The 16741-nt window shown below is 61.0% G+C and carries 19 protein-coding genes and 1 pseudogene; 5 read left to right on the top strand and 15 right to left on the bottom strand.

Features of this window, described 5'->3' with window-relative positions; genetic code table 11:
- The first annotated feature begins 7 nt into the window (after positions 1-7).
- Positions 8-703 carry an arsenical resistance protein ArsH gene (gene arsH, locus BFC21_RS04230; protein WP_083369504.1) on the top strand — a complete coding sequence of 232 codons (696 nt, stop codon included), beginning with the start codon at positions 8-10 and terminating at the stop codon, positions 701-703.
- An 11-nt stretch (positions 704-714) separates the two neighbouring features.
- On the opposite strand, the gene BFC21_RS04225 is transcribed toward arsH, so the two are convergent.
- The 3 genes from BFC21_RS04225 to BFC21_RS04215 all read right to left on the bottom strand — a co-directional run bounded on the left by BFC21_RS04225 (position 715) and on the right by BFC21_RS04215 (position 2182).
- A complete protein-coding gene (locus BFC21_RS04225; protein ID WP_016780775.1) occupies positions 715-1023 on the bottom strand; it encodes an AzlD family protein in 309 nt (102 codons plus the stop codon).
- A complete protein-coding gene (locus BFC21_RS04220) occupies positions 1020-1730 on the bottom strand; it encodes an AzlC family ABC transporter permease (protein WP_088377301.1) in 711 nt (236 codons plus the stop codon). The genes BFC21_RS04225 and BFC21_RS04220 overlap by 4 nt, the downstream gene beginning before the upstream one ends.
- 122 nt (positions 1731-1852) lie before the next feature.
- Complete coding sequence (locus BFC21_RS04215) at positions 1853-2182, bottom strand: DUF2834 domain-containing protein (RefSeq protein WP_088377300.1); 330 nt, start codon at positions 2180-2182, stop codon at positions 1853-1855.
- Positions 2183-2296: 114 nt separating this feature from the next.
- Here BFC21_RS04215 and BFC21_RS04210 point away from each other — a divergent pair, with 114 nt between their 5' ends.
- Positions 2297-3118 carry a helix-turn-helix domain-containing protein gene (locus BFC21_RS04210; RefSeq protein WP_088377299.1) on the top strand — a complete coding sequence of 274 codons (822 nt, stop codon included), beginning with the start codon at positions 2297-2299 and terminating at the stop codon, positions 3116-3118.
- Between the two features lie 40 nt (positions 3119-3158).
- Here BFC21_RS04210 and BFC21_RS04205 read toward each other — a convergent pair whose 3' ends face one another.
- From BFC21_RS04205 to BFC21_RS04150, 12 genes and pseudogenes are all read right to left on the bottom strand, one after another.
- Positions 3159-4205, bottom strand: a complete 1047-nt coding sequence (locus BFC21_RS04205; RefSeq protein ID WP_088377298.1) for a hypothetical protein — start codon at positions 4203-4205, stop codon at positions 3159-3161.
- A 20-nt stretch (positions 4206-4225) separates the two neighbouring features.
- A pseudogene (gene flgL / locus BFC21_RS04200) lies at positions 4226-5131 on the bottom strand (flagellar hook-associated protein FlgL).
- A gap of 35 nt (positions 5132-5166) precedes the next feature.
- The gene (gene flgK / locus BFC21_RS04195; protein WP_088377296.1) at positions 5167-6534 is read right to left on the bottom strand and encodes a flagellar hook-associated protein FlgK; all 1368 of its coding nucleotides are present in this window, start codon (positions 6532-6534) and stop codon (positions 5167-5169) included.
- A complete protein-coding gene (locus BFC21_RS04190; RefSeq protein ID WP_120265733.1) occupies positions 6531-7628 on the bottom strand; it encodes a transglycosylase SLT domain-containing protein in 1098 nt (365 codons plus the stop codon). The genes flgK and BFC21_RS04190 overlap by 4 nt, the downstream gene beginning before the upstream one ends.
- An 11-nt stretch (positions 7629-7639) precedes the next feature.
- Positions 7640-8743: a flagellar basal body P-ring protein FlgI gene (locus tag BFC21_RS04185; RefSeq protein ID WP_120265732.1), complete on the bottom strand. Its 1104-nt coding sequence runs from the start codon at positions 8741-8743 to the stop codon at positions 7640-7642.
- 14 nt (positions 8744-8757) lie between these two features.
- The gene (flgH, locus tag BFC21_RS04180; protein ID WP_016780767.1) at positions 8758-9420 is read right to left on the bottom strand and encodes a flagellar basal body L-ring protein FlgH; all 663 of its coding nucleotides are present in this window, start codon (positions 9418-9420) and stop codon (positions 8758-8760) included.
- Positions 9421-9428: 8 nt separating this feature from the next.
- Positions 9429-10214, bottom strand: coding sequence for a flagellar basal-body rod protein FlgG (gene flgG / locus BFC21_RS04175; RefSeq protein ID WP_088377293.1), 786 nt, complete (start codon positions 10212-10214; stop codon positions 9429-9431).
- A gap of 20 nt (positions 10215-10234) precedes the next feature.
- On the bottom strand, positions 10235-10963 hold the full coding sequence (locus tag BFC21_RS04170) for a flagellar basal body rod protein FlgF (protein ID WP_088377292.1): 729 nt from the start codon (positions 10961-10963) through the stop codon (positions 10235-10237).
- A gap of 9 nt (positions 10964-10972) precedes the next feature.
- A complete protein-coding gene (gene flgE / locus BFC21_RS04165; protein WP_088377291.1) occupies positions 10973-12160 on the bottom strand; it encodes a flagellar hook protein FlgE in 1188 nt (395 codons plus the stop codon).
- Complete coding sequence (locus tag BFC21_RS04160) at positions 12157-12882, bottom strand: flagellar hook capping FlgD N-terminal domain-containing protein (protein ID WP_088377290.1); 726 nt, start codon at positions 12880-12882, stop codon at positions 12157-12159. The genes flgE and BFC21_RS04160 overlap by 4 nt, the downstream gene beginning before the upstream one ends.
- A complete protein-coding gene (gene flgC / locus BFC21_RS04155; RefSeq protein ID WP_016780762.1) occupies positions 12882-13310 on the bottom strand; it encodes a flagellar basal body rod protein FlgC in 429 nt (142 codons plus the stop codon). Before flgC ends, BFC21_RS04160 begins: the two co-directional genes overlap by 1 nt.
- Before the next feature lie 5 nt (positions 13311-13315).
- Positions 13316-13666: a flagellar basal body protein gene (locus tag BFC21_RS04150; protein WP_088377289.1), complete on the bottom strand. Its 351-nt coding sequence runs from the start codon at positions 13664-13666 to the stop codon at positions 13316-13318.
- Between the two features lie 110 nt (positions 13667-13776).
- On the opposite strand from BFC21_RS04150, the gene flgA reads away from it, so the two are divergent.
- From flgA to lafA (BFC21_RS04135), 3 genes are all read left to right on the top strand, one after another.
- Positions 13777-14577 (top strand): flagellar basal body P-ring formation chaperone FlgA, encoded by an 801-nt coding sequence (flgA, locus tag BFC21_RS04145; RefSeq protein WP_088377288.1) that lies wholly within the window; start codon positions 13777-13779, stop codon positions 14575-14577.
- A gap of 118 nt (positions 14578-14695) precedes the next feature.
- A complete protein-coding gene (gene lafA, locus BFC21_RS04140; RefSeq protein WP_120265731.1) occupies positions 14696-15577 on the top strand; it encodes a lateral flagellin LafA in 882 nt (293 codons plus the stop codon).
- A 233-nt stretch (positions 15578-15810) separates the two neighbouring features.
- Complete coding sequence (gene lafA, locus BFC21_RS04135; protein WP_120265730.1) at positions 15811-16698, top strand: lateral flagellin LafA; 888 nt, start codon at positions 15811-15813, stop codon at positions 16696-16698.
- Positions 16699-16741: the final 43 nt, after the last annotated feature.

The raw sequence follows: 16741 nt of genomic DNA, 5'->3' as shown, positions 1-16741 counted from the left end.
AGCCACCATGAACGACACACTGCCCAATCTCGACAGCACATTGATCCCTGCCAAAACCGCTCAACCCGACAACCCGCACAAGCCACGCATCCTGCTGTTGTATGGCTCGACCCGCGAACGCTCGTTCAGCCGCCTGCTGGTCGAGGAAGCAGCCAGATTGCTCGAACACTTCGGCGCCCAGACACGGATCTTCAACCCCTCTGGCCTGCCGCTGCCCGATGATGCGCCGAATGATCACCCCAAAGTCCAGGAGCTGCTGGAACTGATGCAATGGTCTGAAGGCCAGGTGTGGTGTTCACCGGAGCGTCACGGTGCCATGTCGGCGGTGTTCAAGGCGCAAATCGACTGGGTGCCACTGGCCCTGGGTGCCGTGCGCCCGACGCAGGGTAAAACCCTTGCCGTGATGCAGGTGTGTGGCGGCTCCCAGTCCTTTAACGTGGTCAATCAACTGCGTGTGTTGGGGCGCTGGATGCGCATGTTCACCATCCCCAACCAGTCCTCGGTACCCAAGGCCTATCTGGAGTTTGACTCGCATAACCGCATGAAACCGTCTGCGCTGTATGACCGCGTGGTCGATGTCATGGAAGAGCTGGTGAAGTTCACCCTGTTGCTGCGCGATCGCCCGGATCTGGTAGACCGCTATTCCGAGCGCAAGGAGTCGGCCCAGGAGCTGAGCCAGCGAGTCAATCAGCCGTCAATTTGAACAACAGCCCTTCACAGATGCCTGAACAGCGCAGCCGCGATCACCCCGGCGGCAATCGCCGGCAGCGGTTTCTTGAGCAGCAGCATCACAGCCGCCGTGGTCAGCAACGCCAGTCGTGCGCCGTTATCGCCGTTGAGGGCCAGGGGCGCGAGCAAGGCAACCAGCACCGAACCCGACATGGCGCTGATAAATTGCTGCACCCGGTAGTTGATGGGCACAAAGGACATCACGAAAACCCCGCCCAAACGGGTGATCAGCGTGACCACAGCCATGATCAAAACAATGATGAAGGTGCCGTAGCCGGCGGTATCGATGCTCATTTTTTCTTCTCCATCCACACCGCGCCCAACACACCGCCCGCCAATGCGCCGACCACCACATGGCTGTTTTCAGGCAAATAGCGGTACGCCAGCAGCGACGAAGCAGCTGCCACGCACCAGATAATCAGCATGCGCAGGTTTTTTTGCCCGCCAATCACCATCGCCAGCAAAAAGCAGCCCATGACCATGTCCAGCCCCAGGCTGACCGGGTCCTGGATTTCACTGCCAAAATACACCCCCAGCCAACTGCCCAGCACCCAGGCTGCCCACAGAGCAATGCCACCGCCCAGGATCAGGCCGATACCCGATTTGCCGCTGTTGAACGCCTGCATCGACATCGCCCAGTTGGCGTCCGAGATCACCATCATCACGCCATAGCGCTTGGCCGCAGGCAGCTCGCGCAGCCAGGGATACAAGGTCGCGCCCATCAACAGATGGCGGGCATTGATGGCGAACACCGTGACGATCAGGGGTACGACCGGCACCTGCGCGCCCCACAGATCAAGGGCGCCAAACTGCGAGGCGCCGGCAAATACCAACGCGCTCATCAACAAACTGGCGCTGTTGTCCAGACCGGTCTGCGCGGCAGCCAGGCCGAAGGCCACACCGAAGACCACGACAAACATGGAAATGGGCAACAGTTGCTTGAAACCATCCCCTACCTCGGCCCAGTTCAGCTCGACCACGCTGTTATCACTGTTCGACAACCCATCACCCCTTCGGCGCTACGCCATACTGTTTTTGTGCCAGCATTATGCGGGGGTCAATCCAATGCACACCAGTGCGCAAGTGTCCGAGATGTCGCAATAACAAGGTTTGTGGGGCGTTTTCAGCGATACCCGGCAGAGGGTGCGGGGGTGCGGGCAAACCCCTCGACCACGATATACAGCAGCGGGCCGATGGAAACGAACACCGCCGTCAGCAGCAGGTATGGCAGCACACTGGCCAGCGAGCGGCCTTTGCCACGCGCATCGCGGTACATCCACACGCAGGCCAGCGCCGCCAGCAGGTACAGGTCGATCACCACCTGGGCGGTGTCCGGGCTGGCCATCAACCCCAGTGCGAAAGCCACCAGGGACTGTTGGGCCGTCAACATCGTGAAGGCCGTATAAAAAGAGAAACCGAGCAAGGCGGCAAGGGCGAGGTAGGGTTTTTTCATTGGATTTACCGAATTGACGAAGTGGACAAGGCCCCAGTAAGTGATACTTTTGCCCCACCGGCAATGACCTCACGGGTCATGGACCCGGCCGTTTACCCCTGCCAGAGTTTATGGATGAACAACCCGACCTTTCCCCGCATCAACGCCCCGACAACGGCTGGCCCGCAACTGCGCTTGCTGCGCCGTCAGGCCCGCATGAGCCAGCTGGAGCTGGCCTTGATCACGGGAATTTCCCAACGCCATTTGAGCTGTATCGAGACCGGGCGCGCCAAACCCGGGCCCGGCACCTTGCATAACCTGCTGATGGCCCTTGAGGTTCCGCTGGAGCAATGCAACAGCCTGTTTCTGGCCTCGGGTTATGCGCCCCGTTACGAAACCACTCCGCTGTCTTCACCGGCAATGGACGCCGTGCGTGAAGCCATCAGCCATGTGTTGCACGCCAACAATCCGGCTCCGGCGATCGTGCTGGGCAGTCATTGGGAGGTGCTGGCAGCCAACGCCAGTACTGCAGCCCTGTTCAATCTGGTCGGGTTGCCCGCAGAGGCGGCCCAAGGTTTGAACCTGCTGACCACCCTGGTGCAACCCGGTGGCCTGGGCGATCACCTGATCAACCACGAAGAAATAAGAAACCTGGCCTGGCAACGGGCGAGCCGCGAGGCCCTGGCCAACCCCGCGCTGGCAAGCCTTATGCAAACCCTCAAAGCCCCGGACACCCCCGCAGCCCCGCCACGGGAAATGCCGCCACTGGTCTTGACCCGTATTGCCTGCCCTCATGGCGAGCTGAACTTCATGTCCACCTTCACCACCTTCGGCATGCCGCTGGACATCACCGTCACGTCACTGCGCATCGAGCACCTGATACCGGCCGATGCCGGCACCTGGCAGGTCATGACCCGCGCCTACGAACAGTCACTGTTGCTCCCGCAAGAGGCTTGACAGCTGCAGGGCATGGTACTGGCGCAGCCAGCCCGAGGCATCAGCCCATCAGCCCGACCACCCGGTGCCGCGACACATTGGCCTGGCACTGCACCAGTTGTGCCACCTGCAGGTAGTCACGGCCCTGCCCCGTGTCACGCGCAAAGGCTCGCGCGGCGAAATCATGGGCCCAGCGTTTTTCATCCCGGCTTTCGTGGCGGCCGATCTGCTCCCGGGCGTGCCCCTGGCGCTGGTTGAGCTGCTCAATCACTCCGTTGACCCTGACCAGCCCTTTGTCCACCGTGTCCAGCAACTGGCGCAGTTCGGCGCGGCTGGTGCCTTGGGGAGCCACCAGCGGCGCGCCCAGCAGGTTCTCTTCCCGGCTTTGCACCGGGCTGAAGCTGGCCCGGGGGAAGAGTTTGTCTTCACCCTGGATCGACATCTGGTCCTTGAGCTTGCCCCACTGCGACTCCGCGGCCGAGAAACGCAACTGCGACTGCGCGGTGACTTCGGCATGCAGGCCGGCCTGGGCCAGGCTGGTGTTGAAGCGACGCAGGATCTGGCTGTCGCTCAGGTCATCGTCCAGCACCACGGCAATCGGCCCCGGCATGTGGCGCCCGGCACTGAACAACAGGGTCTCGCTGCCCGAGGCCTGCACACCTTGCAGTGATTCCAGGCCCTTGATGGTAAAGCGGCTGCGCAAGGGCTGATCCAGGTTCAGGCCCAGCTGCGCATCAACGCTGGCGGCGGACAACCGGCTACGGTTCTCCAGCAGGTGGTTGAGGCGCTTGACCGAGCGCCCCAGGGTTTCAACGTCCGGGCCACCCTTGGTGGCGCCGCTGAGGCCACGCCCCAGATCGCGTTTGAAACTGCTCAGTTGCTCGGTCACCTGAGTCAGGTAACGGTGCGCGGCCTGGATAGAAGACGACTGCTGGTTCAATTGCAGGCTCAGCCCCGCCATTTTACCCGGCTGACGCGGCGCAGGGGCAGGCTCGGGCGACCTGGCATTGCCGACGCGCTGCTGGGGGGCGGTATCACGCAACTGGGCCCGGGTACGCATGCCCAGGTCATAGGAGGCGATGGCCGAACGTTCGTTTACAACTTTCATGTCTGGTGTTCCGGCTCGGTTTACATCAGGTCAAACAAGGAGATGGCCGCCACGCGGGTATAGACCTTCTGGCTGGCCTGCATCGACAGTTCGTAGCCACTGATCTGCAAGAAGGCAGCGCCCACGTCCAGCTGCGACAGGTCACCCTGGATCTTCTGGTTGACCAGCGACACATCGGCATTGCCGTTGCCCAGCAGGGTCAGGGTGTTCTGCCGTCCGCCCAGGTCGGTCAACTGGCCCAGCACCCGGCCGTGGGTCTGGTCCAGGGACTCCAGCGTGTCCTTGAGCTGCTGGCGGGTGGCCGGGTCATTGGGCGCGCTCTTCAGGCTGTCGATCAGACCGTGCAGATCGTTGAGCAGGTCGGCACCGGCGCCCAGAATGGAGTGGGCAGTCACGTTGTCATCAATCATTACCCCGTTGCCGACCACTGCCTGGCGTTACTGATCATTGCCAGTGACGGTATAGCTGCCAGTGGCCGCATCGAAGGTGACTGCCGGGGTGTTGCTCAACGTGCCGGAGAACAGGTAATTGCCCGCCTCATCCTTGGCATTGAAGTAGCTGACAATGCTCTGCTCCAGGCTCGCCATTTCCCCCGCAATGGCTGACAGGTCCTCGCCGCTGTTGCTGTCGTTGCTGGCCCACAACAGCAGGTCGCGCACACTGAGCATGGCGTCGGAGGTGGATTTCAAATAGGTCTCCTGCACCATCAGGTTGTCCGATACGCGGCCAATATTGAGGTTGTATTGCCCCAGGCTGGCCTGCTCGCGCTCGATGCGCATCAACCGCGCGCTGGCAATCGGGTCGTCCGAAGGTTTCTGGATGCGCAGGCCGCTGCCGATTTGCGCCTGCAACTTGCCAATGGCTTCGGCGTTGCGGTTCATGTTGGCGTGCATCAGGGCAGAGGTTTGGGCGTTGCTGATTCGCATGGTCGTGAGCCTTTAATCAAGTCGGGGGCCGGGTGTCAAACAGCCGCCAGAATGGTGTCGAAAATGCTGTTGGCCGTCTGGATGACCTTCATGTTGGCTTGCAGGGCCTTGTTGTATTCCATAACGGCCTGGGCTTCTTCGCTGTCACTCACCGCACTCACGCTGTCGCGCTGGTTCTGCGCTTGTTCAACGACGGTCGAGGCGGACTTGAGGTCGGCCTGGTTCTGCCGGCTGGCACTGGCCACGTCACCCAGCATGCCGCTGTAGGCTTCATTGAGAGTGACTGAATTACCGCCCACCGTGACCCGGGTGTTTTTCAGTTCGATCAGCGCCAACAACACCTTGTTGTTACCGCTTTCCCCGGCCGTGTCAGAAAACGCCAATTCCTCAGGCTTGAGGTCATTGATCTGGAGCAGGCCGTTGCTGCTGTTGGGGTTAAACGCAAGCAGCGGCTGCCCCGGGTTGCCATTGAGGTCGTAGCCGCCGGACAGGGTATCGTTGACCAGGGTGGCCAGGGCCCCCGCCATCTCCTTGAGGCTTTCACGCGCCGGCAGCAGGCTGTTCTGCTCAACACTGTAGAGCCCGCCGAAGGCACCGCCCAGGCTGTCCTGGCGCAAGGGGAAGCTGGTACCTGCAAAGGTCAGGGCCACTTCCTGCTCGCCCGCCGCGTTAAGGCTGATCGACAATTGCCCGGCAGTCTTGCCACTGACTAGCGGCTGGCCGTTGGCCAGGGACACGGTCAGCGAACCGTCACGGCTTTCGCTGACGCGCAGGTCGGCGTATTTGCTCAGTTCGCCCACCAGCGACTCGCGATGGTCGCGCAGCGCCGAACTGTCGGCACCGGTGGACTCGGCCTGGACGATCTTCTGGTTGAGCAGCGCCAGGTTTTGGGTCAGGCCGTTGATTTCGTTGCCCATGGCCGAGCGCTGCTCATGCAGGGCCTTGAGCTGGTTGTCGATATTGCTGTTGAGCCCGTTGAAGCGCTGGCTGAGGTTCTTCATCTCGGACAGGATCTGCTGGCGTAACGGGATATCACCGGGGCTGCTGCTGGCCGCACTCAGGGCCGCATAAAAGTTGTTGAGCCCGGTGCCCAGGCTGGAGCCTTCGCCCGCCATTACCCCTTCGAGCGAGCTGAGGTAGTCCTGGCCGGCCTGGTAGTAATGCATGTCGGTGGTAGCGCGCCACAGCTGTTGGGTCTTGAAGTTGTCGCTCATACGCTTGACGCCGATGACATGGACCCCGCCGCCCACCTGCTGCTGGCCTTGCCCGCCGACCGAGCCCAACTGGGTAGTCAGCCGGCTGTAGCCTGGTGTGTTGACGTTGGCAATGTTCTGCGCAGCGCTGTTCAGGGCGATTTGTGCCGCCGATACACCGGAATAACCGATCTGGCTCATAAGGCTCATGTTTCAATCTCCTTGCGCGCAACCCGCATATTCTGGGCAAAGGCCGGTGAACGGCGTTCGGTTGCACGGTTGACGGTGGAAGTAGGGTCCTGAGGGTTTAAGGCGACCCTATCGGCCGCGGACTTAAATGCCGTCTCCTCAACACGCACCGTGCGCGGCAGCGCGGGCTTGCCCAGGTCCGCGAGAATCGACCGGGTGTAGTTGCGGGTTTCCTTGAAGGGAATGCGCTCTACCCACTGGCTGACGCTGATCGCACCCTTGCGCGGGTCACCATTGCTCTTGAGCCATTCGTCTACCCGCCCGGGGCCGGCGTTGTAGGCAGCCACCGCCAGCGCCGTGGCACCGTCATAGCGCTTGAGCAACTTGTCCAGGTAGGCCGTGCCCAACTGCTTGTTGTACTCGCCATCACGGACCAGGCGCTGCTCGCTGTAGTGCAGGTTAAGCTCCTGGGCCATTTCCCGGGCGGTCCCCGGCATCAGTTGCATCAGGCCGCGGGCGCCCTTGGGCGATACCACCGCCACGCGACCACCGGACTCGTGCTGGATGACTTTTTCAACCAGCGCCATCAACCCGGCGGCACCTTTGCCCAGGCTGTCGATACCGCGCTGCCAGGTGTTGACAATGGGCGCCAGCAAGCTGTCCACCATGTGCGGTTTAGGGGCGGCAGGCGGCATGTCGTAATGGGTTGCCCGCACCGCGGTCAACGCCTTGTTTGCCCCCAGTAACCCCACAGGGGCCAGTGGCGTGGCGCACTGCCCGTCGTGCAGCGGCGCAGCCGCCGGTGTGACAGGCGCCTGGCCGTGGGACAACTGCTTGACCAGCATGTTGGCAATGCCGCTCTTGCGCTGGCCGGCCAGGTTCTGGGCCAAGGCTTCATCATGGAACTCGCGCAAGGTATCGCCCTGGCGACTGCGCATTGGGCTGTCTTCGGACAGCACGTCACCTGCCTTGCGCATTTGCTTGAGGATCTGCTGCAGAAACATCGCTTCGAACTGCTCCGCGACATTTTCCAGTTTGGCCTGACGCACCGCAGCTGCATCGCCGGGGGTGTGCTGCAGCGGTTTACGGTGTTGCGAAATAGGGGTAATGCTCATGGCGTTGGACCTTAAATCACGATCAATTCAGCGTTCAGGGCACCTGCCTGTTCCAGTGCCTGCAAGATGCTCATCACATCATCCGGTGTGGCCCCGAGGCTGTTTACCGTCTTGATGATGTTGTCCAGGTCGGCGCCATCGGGCCAGGCGAACATGGGGTTGCGCTGCTGGCTGACGTCGATGCCGGTGCGCGGTACAACGGCGGTCTGCCAGCCGGAGAACGGCCCCGGCTGGCTGACCTGCGGGGTTTCACTGATGGTCACGGTCAAGCTGCCGTGGGATACGGCCGCAGCCTTGACCCGCACCCCCTGCCCCACCACCACGGTGCCGGTGCGGCTGTTGAACACCACCTTGGGCTGCACCCGGCCTTCCTGCACGTCCAGCGACTCCAGCACCGCCATGTAGCTGACCCGCTGATTGCTGGAAATCGGCGCGGTTACCGCCACCTTGGTGCCGCTCAGGGCCGTGGCGCTGCCGGCGCCAAAGCGCGCATTGACCGCTTCGGCAACCCGGCTGGCGGTCTGGAAGCTGGGCTTGCGCAAGTTGAGCATGACGTCGGCGCGCTCATTGAAATCGCTGGGGATCATCCGCTCGACCGTCGCCCCGTTGGGGATCAGCCCCGAGTTGGAGCTGTTGACCGCCACACTCGAACCGCTGCGCCCCGAGGCCTTGACCCCGCCCACCACCACCGCCCCCTGGGCCAGCGCATAGACTTCACCGTCCACGCCCATCAGCTGGGTCAGCAACAGTTGGCCGCCGCGCAGGCTTTTCGCATCGCCCAGGGACGAGACCGTGACATCCAGGGTCTGCCCGGCACTGTACGAAGCAGGAATGGTTGCCGTCACCGTTACCGCCGCCACGTTTTTCAACTTGGGGTCGACATTGGCCGGCAGATTGATGCCGAACTGCTTGACCAGGTTGACCACTGACTGATTGGTAAACTTGACCTGATTCTTGTCGCCACTGCCATCAAGCCCCACCACCAGGCCATAACCGATGACCTGATTGGCACGGATACCTTCGATATCCACCAGATCCATCAGCGGGGTTGCCCGCACGGGCAAGGCCAGCAACAGGGCCAGTACAATCAGCCCACTATTGAGAACGCTACGCATAAAAAACTGTCCACTCACATCGGAAACAAGGGGCTGGCGAAAAAGCGCGTCAGCCAGCCTGGCGAGTTGCTGTCATTGAGCACCCCTCGCCCGGCATAGGAAATACGGGCGTTGGCCACGCTCTGGGAAGACACCTGGTTGTAGCGGTTGATGTCGTCAATGCGCACCAGCCCCGCCAGGCGAATAAACTCGTCCCCCTGGTTCAGGCGCAATGCCTTCTCACCCTTGACCAGCAAGGTGCCGTTGGGCAGGACCTGATGCACCGTCACCGCAATCGAGCCGCGCAGGGTGTTCTGCTGCGAGCTGTTGGATGAGCCGGAAAAGTCCCGACCCGCGCCCAGCTTGGTTTCCAGATTGGGATAGGCCTTGCCCATGATGGTCGGGATATCGATGCCTACACCGGACTTCTTGCCGAAGCTGGTGCCGGCACTTTTGCTCGACTGGGTCGACTCATCGAGCACGATGGTCAGAATGTCGCCCACCCGAACTGCCCGCTTGTCCTGGTACAGCGAACCGCCGTACCCCTGACGGTACAGCCCGCCACTGCTGGTGGCCGGCACGCTGTAATCCAGCGGCGGCGGTTCGAAGACACTGGAGTCCTCATCAGGCAGCATTTCGTTGAAGCTCTGGCAACCACCGAGCAGTAATGCCAGAGACAACAGGATGAAAATACGCATAGGCCTGCTCAGACAGTCTGGTTGAGGAATTTCAACATACCGGACGAGGCGTCCAGTACCTTGGCATTGGCTTCATACGCGCGCTGGATGGCCATCATCGAGACCATTGCTTCCACCACTTCCACGTTGGAGCCTTCCAGTTGGCCCTGCTTGATCTGCCCCAGGCCATCCTGGCCGGCGACGCCTTCGACCGGCGCACCACTGGCAACCGATTCCTGGTACAGATTGCCGCCCAGGGCCTGCAGGCCGGCCGGGTTGGCAAAGTTGACCAGGGTGATCTGCCCCAGTTGAACCGGCTCGGTACCCCCGGGCAAAATCGCAGTGACAATCCCGTCAGTGCCCACCATGAAATTCTTGTGCCCTACCGGCAGCTGGATTGCCGGGGTCAGCGGCAGGCCCTGGGTGTTGACCAGCATGCCTTCGGCATTGAGTTGCAATTGGCCGTTTTCGGTGTAGAAGGTTTCACCGTTGGGGCCTTCAATCTGGAAGAACCCCGGACCACTGATGGCCAGATCCATCGGCTGGCCGGTGGTCTGCACGTTGCCTTCGGTAAACACCTTTTGCGTGCCCACCACCCGCACGCCGCTGCCCAGCTGAATGCCCGTAGGCACGGTGTTGACCTCGTCAGCCTGGGCGCCGGGCGGGACTTCAATGCTGTAGAACAAATCTTCGAACACCACGCGGTCGCTTTTGAAACCCACGGTGTTGACGTTGGCCAGGTTGTTGGCCACGGCGGCCATCGCCTTGTCTTGCGCGGCCAGGCCGGTCTTGCTGATCCAGAGTGCAGAGCTCATGTGTCAATTCCTGGCGGGCATCAATTGCCGCGCATCAAACTGTTACCCGACGTGGACAAGTCCTCGGCGGCTTTCATCATCTTTACCTGGGTCTCGAACAACCGGCTCAGGCTCATGGTCCCGACCAACTGATCGATGGCCGAGACATTGCTGGCTTCCAGAAACCCGGACACCAGTTGCACGTTGTCGTCGGTTGCCGCCGGCACGCCATTGCGGGTCACCAGCAACCCGGCGTTGTCCTTGCTCAACTGCCCGGCAGGCACGTCCACCAGTTTGATCTGATCGATTTCGACCATTAGCGGCTCGCCGCGGGGCAGCACCGAAATGCGTCCGTCACCGGCAATGCGGATAGAGTCGAACTGGGGCAGTACGATCGGCCCGCCCTCGCCCAGCACGGCACGGCCGTTGAGGGTCAGTTGCATGTCGGCATCCACCTGCAGGCTGCCGTGACGGGTATAGGCTTCACCTTCCGGCCCCTGTACCGCGATCAGGCCCGGGCCCTTGATGGCAAAATCCATGTCCCGACCGGTGGCCATCAGCGCGCCTGGCGCCAGGCTGACGCCATTGCCCTGTGAGTGGGCCAGGTGCCGGCTGTCATAGCCGTAGCCCTGCACGGCAACACTGGCCGACTGCTCAAGGTCGCTGCGAAAGCCCGGGGTATTGACGTTGGCCAGGTTGTTGGCGCGCACGTCCAGCGCCGTCATGGTGCGGCTGGCGGCGGTCATTGCGGTGTATCCCAAACGATCCATCGGTCATCCTCAAATGGAGTTGAAGAGCACTTGGGTCAGCTCTTTGTTGGTCGACAGCACCTTGCTGTTGGCCTGGTAGTTGCGTTGGCCTTCCATCAGGCCGACCAGTTGCTGGGTCATGTCGACGTTGGAACTTTCCAGCGCGCCTGCCGTCAGGTCGCCAAACAGGCCGGTGCCCGGGGCGCCGATCAGCGGGATACCCGACTCGCCCGTGGCGCTCCAGCGGGTGTTGTTTTCGTTTTTCAGACCATTGGGGTTGGCGAAGTTGGCCAGCACCACCTGGCCTTGCAGCATCCGTTCACCGTTGCTGTAAGTGGCGTAGACCTTGCCGTCTTTCTCGACCGTGACACCGGTGTTTTCACCGGCGGAATAGCCGTTGGGGTTGTTGGTAGTGACTGAGAAATCCGAGGCACTCTGGGTGCTGCGGGTGTAGTCGATATCGATGCTCATGGCATTCACCCCCGGCAGGGTGAAGCTGATATTGACCGGCGCCAGCGGCGTGCTGAGCTGGCCCGAGGTATCGAACGTCATGCCTTCGGGGCCACCCACTGCGGTGTTGCCAACGTAGTAATGGGTTTCCCAGGTGTTGTCCGCGGTCTTGACGAAATATTGGGTCAGGGAATGCTGCTTGCCCTGGGAGTCGTACACCGGCGTGGTCTGGCTGCTGGTGTAGCTGTTGACGTTGGCCGGATCAAATGGTGTAACGCTGACCACTGCCTTGCTGGCATCCAGGTTGGCCACGAAATCGACCCGGTCGGTGGCTTTGGCCGGCAGGTTGCCGTTCTGCAGGCGCAGATCGCTGACGATACCCACCTGCAGATTACCCGCAGCATCCACGGGGTAGCCCTGCAGGTATTGGCCGCTGGCATCCACCAGGAAGTTGTCGCGGTCCTTGCCGAAGGCGCCGGCGCGGGTGTAGTTGATATCGCCGCTGGGGCTGCGGGTTACGAAAAAGCCGCTTTCGGAGATCGCCAGGTTGAGGTTGTTGCCCGTGGCAAAGTGCGAGCCACCCAGGCTCATGCTCTGGGTATGCCCCAACACTCCGACCCCCATCGCCTGGGTGCCGGAGTACAGGCTGCCAAACTCGGTACGCGACGACTTGAAGCCCACGGTGCCGGAGTTGGCAATGTTGTTGCTGATGGTATTGAGCTGCTGGGACACGGCGTTGAGCCCGGTCAGGGCGATATTGAAACTCATGAACGTTGACCTTGTGCAAATTGACTGAGGGAGCGCTGGAAAGGATTGAGCCCGGTGGGCGCCATGACACCGGCAAACACCGAGTCTTCACTGAATTCGGTGATTTTGTAGAAAGGCACCTCACCGACACCTTCGATGGACAACACCGGGCCATCACTGCCCAAGCGCACGCTGTTGACCTTGCCCTTGACTTCAACCTTCAGGCTTTCACCGCTGGCAGACTTGACTTCAATAGCGTACTTGCCCGGTTTCAAGCCCAATGCCTGGGGGTCGATATCAAAGCCGACCCGGCCCGGCTCACTGGGTGGCAGCGGAATTTCGGTTTTCACGCCGTTGGCGTCGGTCAGTACCGCAACCAGGTCCGAAGCGCTGTGTTGCAACTCCACTTCGGCCTGCACTTTCTTGTCGCTCAGGTCCAGTTGGTCGGTGCTGACCTTGACGGTCTGGCCCACCAGGGTGGACGCGCTCAGGTACTGCAGGTTTTCCAGCAGTACCATGTTGTTTTCGGTCAGGAATGACATTTTTTCCAGGCTTTGCACCTGGGACATGGTGGCGAACTGGCTAAGGAACTCGCTGCTGTCCACCGGCTTGGTGGGGTCCTGGTTCTTGATTTGCGCAACCATCAATTGAATGAAGGTGTTCTGCATTTCAGCGCCGTTGGTTTTTGGCCCCTGCTGCCCGGTATTACCCGTGTTGCGGGTGTCGTTATTGACGGTGCTCATCAGGCTTCTCCCAGCTTGAGCAGGCCCTGCTGCATGCTCTTGATACGATTGAGGACTTCCACCCCGGTTTCAAAACTGCGGGTCGCGGACATCATGTCGGTCATTTCTTCGATTTCACTGATGTCCGGGTAGAACACCGAGCCGCTGCTGTCGGCCAGAGGATGGTCGGGCTCATAACGTTTTTTCGCTTCGCGCCCCGAGGTCACCACATCCATGACTTGCACATGGGCTCCGCCCATGCCAACGCCACGGGTCAACTGGTTGTTTTCATAGACGGCGGCAAACACCGGCTTGCGGGCCTGGTATACATCCTTGGCGGTACCTGCGGCCGAATCGATGTTGGCCAGGTTGCTGGCTACAGTGTTGAGGCGCACGGTCTGGGCATTCATGGCAGAGCCGGCGATCTGGTAGATAGAGTCAAAAGCCATAAGGGTCAGCGTCCTTCGATGGCCTGTTTGAGGCCGCGAAATTTCATGTTGAGAAAGGTCAGGCTGGTCTGGTAATCCGAGGTGCTCTTGGCGAAGGCCGCCTGTTCGACGCTCAACTCCACGGTATTGCCGTCCTGCGATGCCTGGGCCGGCACACGGTATTGCAGGCGAGCCTGCGCACGGCTGCCGGACGCGGCGCTGTTGCGGTTCATTTCTGCAGCGAAATCCAGATCCCGGGCCTTGAACCCCGGGGTGTCTTCGTTGGCCAGATTGGCCGCCAGTATTTCGGTACGTTTCATATGCAGCCCAAGCGCACGCGTATGCACACCGAGGGCCTCATCTATCCTTATACTCATTGCAGGTACCATTGATTGAAGGTGAGGCCGTGCCTCTTGCCCGCAGGTAATAGCAGGAACCGTGCCCACTTCTAAAAACAACAGTAACATCATGATTTATAAGACTATTTATGAAACTCACAGAACAATCGGTGACCGTCCGGCTTCCGCTTCCAGGCCCTGACGGGCAATCGGGAGGAAGCGGCGTTTCCCCCGCCGGGGCGCTGTGTGCCCTGCTGCTGGCATTGGCTAGCAGCAACGCACCAGCCAATGAAGCGCTGGACCGGCAAGTCGACCAGGCCGTACACCAGCACTTCACGCGACAGCTGGCCGACAAAGCCGCCGAGGAAGGCTGGCAAAACCCGCGTTTTACCCAGAAGGTCTTTGCCCTGCCCGACGGCGCCCCCACCGGGCCCTGCGAGCAGCCATTGCAGACCAGAGGCACAGAACAGCACTGGAGTGGCTACGGGCGCCTGCGCCTGACCCTTGCCTGCCCTGCACCCGCATGGTCGGTTGACGTGACCGTCCAGGCCACGGTCTATATCCAGGCCGTGATGGCAACCCGGGTGATCGAGCGCGAACAGCTCATCACCAGCGCCATGCTCGGCTATCAGGAAGTGGCGGTGAGCCGCCAGAGCAGCGGCTATTTCAACCGGATTGACCAGGTCGCCGGTCTCAGCGCCAAGCGTCGCACCCGCAGCCAGCAAGTGCTTAGCCGCGACATGCTGGTCGAGCCCTGGCAGGTGCGCCGCGGCGAGCGCGTCACGGTGGTGGCCAATCACGGCGACATACACGCCAGCACCGAAGGCGAAGCCCTGCAGGACGGGCACATGGGCATGCTGATCCGGGTCAGGAACACCGCCAGCGGCAAGGTTATCGAGGCCCGGGTGATCGGCCGCGCCAGAGTCACCAGCACCCTGGAACGCCCCTAAAAATAATTCTCAGCGAGATTTAAGCGGGCGCCGATACCTGTCGCCCTTGAGTGTCAGCGGCAACAAAAGATGCGCCGCACTTAACTTCGATACTCAATGCAAAACAGGAATTTCGCTCATGGCCCTGACCATCCACACCAACTACTCGTCGCTGCTGACCCAGACCAACCTGAACAAGACCAACAACGCCCTGGCCACCAACCAGCAGCGCCTGGGTACCGGCCTGCGCATCAACTCGGCAGCCGACGACGCCGCCGGCCTGCAGATCGCCACCCGCATGAACGCGCAGACCAAAGGCATGGCCGTGGCCCTGCGCAACGTCAGCGACGCCTCCTCGCTGCTGCAGACCGCCGATGGCGCGCTCAATGAAATGACCGACATCATGCAGCGCATGAAAGACCTCGCCACCCAGTCTGCCAACGGCACCAACAGCGATGCCGACCGCAAGTCGATGCAGGCCGAATACAACGAGCTGGGCAAAGAACTGGGCAATATCATGGACAACACCAGCTTTGCCGGTGAAAAGCTGTTCAGCAGTGACCCAACCAACAGCACCTCCAAATTCAATAGCGCGGTCAACTTCCAGATCGGCGCCACATCAGCCGAGACCCTGGAGTTGAACGTTTCGAGCGGTGTCGCGAGCCTGGCCACTTCCCTGTCAGGGATTTCCGCTCCGTTCAGCGACAGCACAGTCTCAGGCAGCGAGATCACCACCGTCAGCGGCGCCCAGAACATGATTGATAAATTGACTGGCGCACTGGACAAAGTCGGCGAGCTGCGCGGCCAGTTCGGCGCCAATATCAACCGCCTTAACCACACCGCCAACAACCTGGCCAATATCAAGGACAACACCGAAATGGCCCGTGGCCGCATCATGGATGCCGACTTCGCCAGCGAAAGCGCGATGATGAGCAAGAACTCCATGCTGATGCAGTCGGGTATTTCCATGCTCAAGCAAACCGGGCAAATGCCAAGCATGGTCATGTCGTTGCTGGGCTAACCCCTGCAGGCAAACCCGGTATCAACAAAGCGCCCCCGAAGTGATTCGGGGGCGCTTTTTCAGCTGCCTTTTATTTGCTCCCGGCAAGGCGCAGCAGCACCTGCAACGGCTGGAAAATAGTGGCCCATACGGTTTAAGTGCAACGAGCAACCTGTCGCCTTTAAGTGTCAGCGGGCAACAAAAACTGCGCCGTTCTTTACTCCGTCACTCAATGCAAAACAGGAATCTCGCTCATGGCCCTGACCATCCACACCAACTACTCGTCGCTGCTGACCCAGACCAACCTGAACAAGACCAACAACGCCCTGGCCACCAACCAGCAGCGCCTGGGTACTGGTCTGCGCATCAACTCGGCAGCCGACGACGCCGCCGGCCTGCAGATCGCCACCCGCATGAACGCGCAGACCAAAGGCATGGCCGTGGCCCTGCGCAACGTCAGCGACGCCTCCTCGCTGCTGCAGACCGCCGATGGCGCGCTCAATGAAATGACCGACATCATGCAGCGCATGAAAGACCTCGCCACCCAGTCTGCCAACGGCACCAACAGCGATGCCGACCGCAAGTCGATGCAGGCCGAATACAACGAGCTGGGCAAAGAGCTGAGCAATATCATGGAAAACAGCAGCTTTGCCGGTGAAAAACTGTTCAGCAAAGACGGTACCAGCGGCAAGTTCGGCGCCGAAGTATCCTTCCAGATCGGTGCTACCAAGGATGAAACCCTGGCGCTGAATGTTTCCAGCAGTCTCACAACACTGGCAAGTGGTATGAACGATGTCTCCCAGTCGTATACCAGCGGCAACGTCTCGGGCGCCGTCTCGGGCACCGAGATCACCACCGTCAGCGGCGCCCAGGACATGATTGATAAATTGACTGGCGCACTGGACAAAGTCGGTGAGCTGCGCGGCCAGTTCGGCGCCAATATCAACCGCCTTAACCACACCGCCAACAACCTGGCCAATATCAAGGACAACACCGAAATGGCCCGTGGCCGCATCATGGATGCCGACTTCGCCAGCGAAAGCGCGATGATGAGCAAGAACTCCATGCTGATGCAGTCGGGTATTTCCATGCTCAAGCAAACCGGGCAAATGCCAAGCATGGTCATGTCGTTGCTGGGCTAACCCCTACAGGCAAACCCGGTATCAACAAAACGCCCCCGAAGTG

This window comes from Pseudomonas sp. TMW 2.1634 (assembly GCF_001703595.1).
Lineage (GTDB): Bacteria > Pseudomonadota > Gammaproteobacteria > Pseudomonadales > Pseudomonadaceae > Aquipseudomonas > Aquipseudomonas fragi.
The sequence above is the reverse complement of the archived record's forward strand: the minus strand, read 5'-3'. Positions and strand labels throughout refer to the sequence as shown.

Bases quoted from the DNA above. Each gene is read 5' to 3' on its own strand.
- BFC21_RS04190 (WP_120265733.1), bottom strand. From the start codon at position 7,628: ATGAGCATTACCCCTATTTCGCAACACCGTAAACCGCTGCAGCACACC.
- flgK (WP_088377296.1), bottom strand. From the start codon at position 6,534: ATGAGCCTTATGAGCCAGATCGGTTATTCCGGTGTATCGGCGGCACAA.
- flgG (WP_088377293.1), bottom strand. From the start codon at position 10,214: ATGAGCTCTGCACTCTGGATCAGCAAGACCGGCCTGGCCGCGCAAGAC.
- BFC21_RS04160 (WP_088377290.1), bottom strand. From the start codon at position 12,882: ATGAGCACCGTCAATAACGACACCCGCAACACGGGTAATACCGGGCAG.
- lafA (WP_120265730.1), top strand. From the start codon at position 15,811: ATGGCCCTGACCATCCACACCAACTACTCGTCGCTGCTGACCCAGACC.
- BFC21_RS04215 (WP_088377300.1), bottom strand. From the start codon at position 2,182: ATGAAAAAACCCTACCTCGCCCTTGCCGCCTTGCTCGGTTTCTCTTTT.
- BFC21_RS04170 (WP_088377292.1), bottom strand. From the start codon at position 10,963: ATGGATCGTTTGGGATACACCGCAATGACCGCCGCCAGCCGCACCATG.
- BFC21_RS04225 (WP_016780775.1), bottom strand. From the start codon at position 1,023: ATGAGCATCGATACCGCCGGCTACGGCACCTTCATCATTGTTTTGATC.
- arsH (WP_083369504.1), top strand. From the start codon at position 8: ATGAACGACACACTGCCCAATCTCGACAGCACATTGATCCCTGCCAAA.
- flgA (WP_088377288.1), top strand. From the start codon at position 13,777: ATGAAACTCACAGAACAATCGGTGACCGTCCGGCTTCCGCTTCCAGGC.
- BFC21_RS04185 (WP_120265732.1), bottom strand. From the start codon at position 8,743: ATGCGTAGCGTTCTCAATAGTGGGCTGATTGTACTGGCCCTGTTGCTG.
- flgH (WP_016780767.1), bottom strand. From the start codon at position 9,420: ATGCGTATTTTCATCCTGTTGTCTCTGGCATTACTGCTCGGTGGTTGC.
- BFC21_RS04210 (WP_088377299.1), top strand. From the start codon at position 2,297: ATGAACAACCCGACCTTTCCCCGCATCAACGCCCCGACAACGGCTGGC.
- BFC21_RS04205 (WP_088377298.1), bottom strand. From the start codon at position 4,205: ATGAAAGTTGTAAACGAACGTTCGGCCATCGCCTCCTATGACCTGGGC.
- flgE (WP_088377291.1), bottom strand. From the start codon at position 12,160: ATGAGTTTCAATATCGCCCTGACCGGGCTCAACGCCGTGTCCCAGCAG.
- lafA (WP_120265731.1), top strand. From the start codon at position 14,696: ATGGCCCTGACCATCCACACCAACTACTCGTCGCTGCTGACCCAGACC.
- BFC21_RS04150 (WP_088377289.1), bottom strand. From the start codon at position 13,666: ATGAGTATAAGGATAGATGAGGCCCTCGGTGTGCATACGCGTGCGCTT.
- flgC (WP_016780762.1), bottom strand. From the start codon at position 13,310: ATGGCTTTTGACTCTATCTACCAGATCGCCGGCTCTGCCATGAATGCC.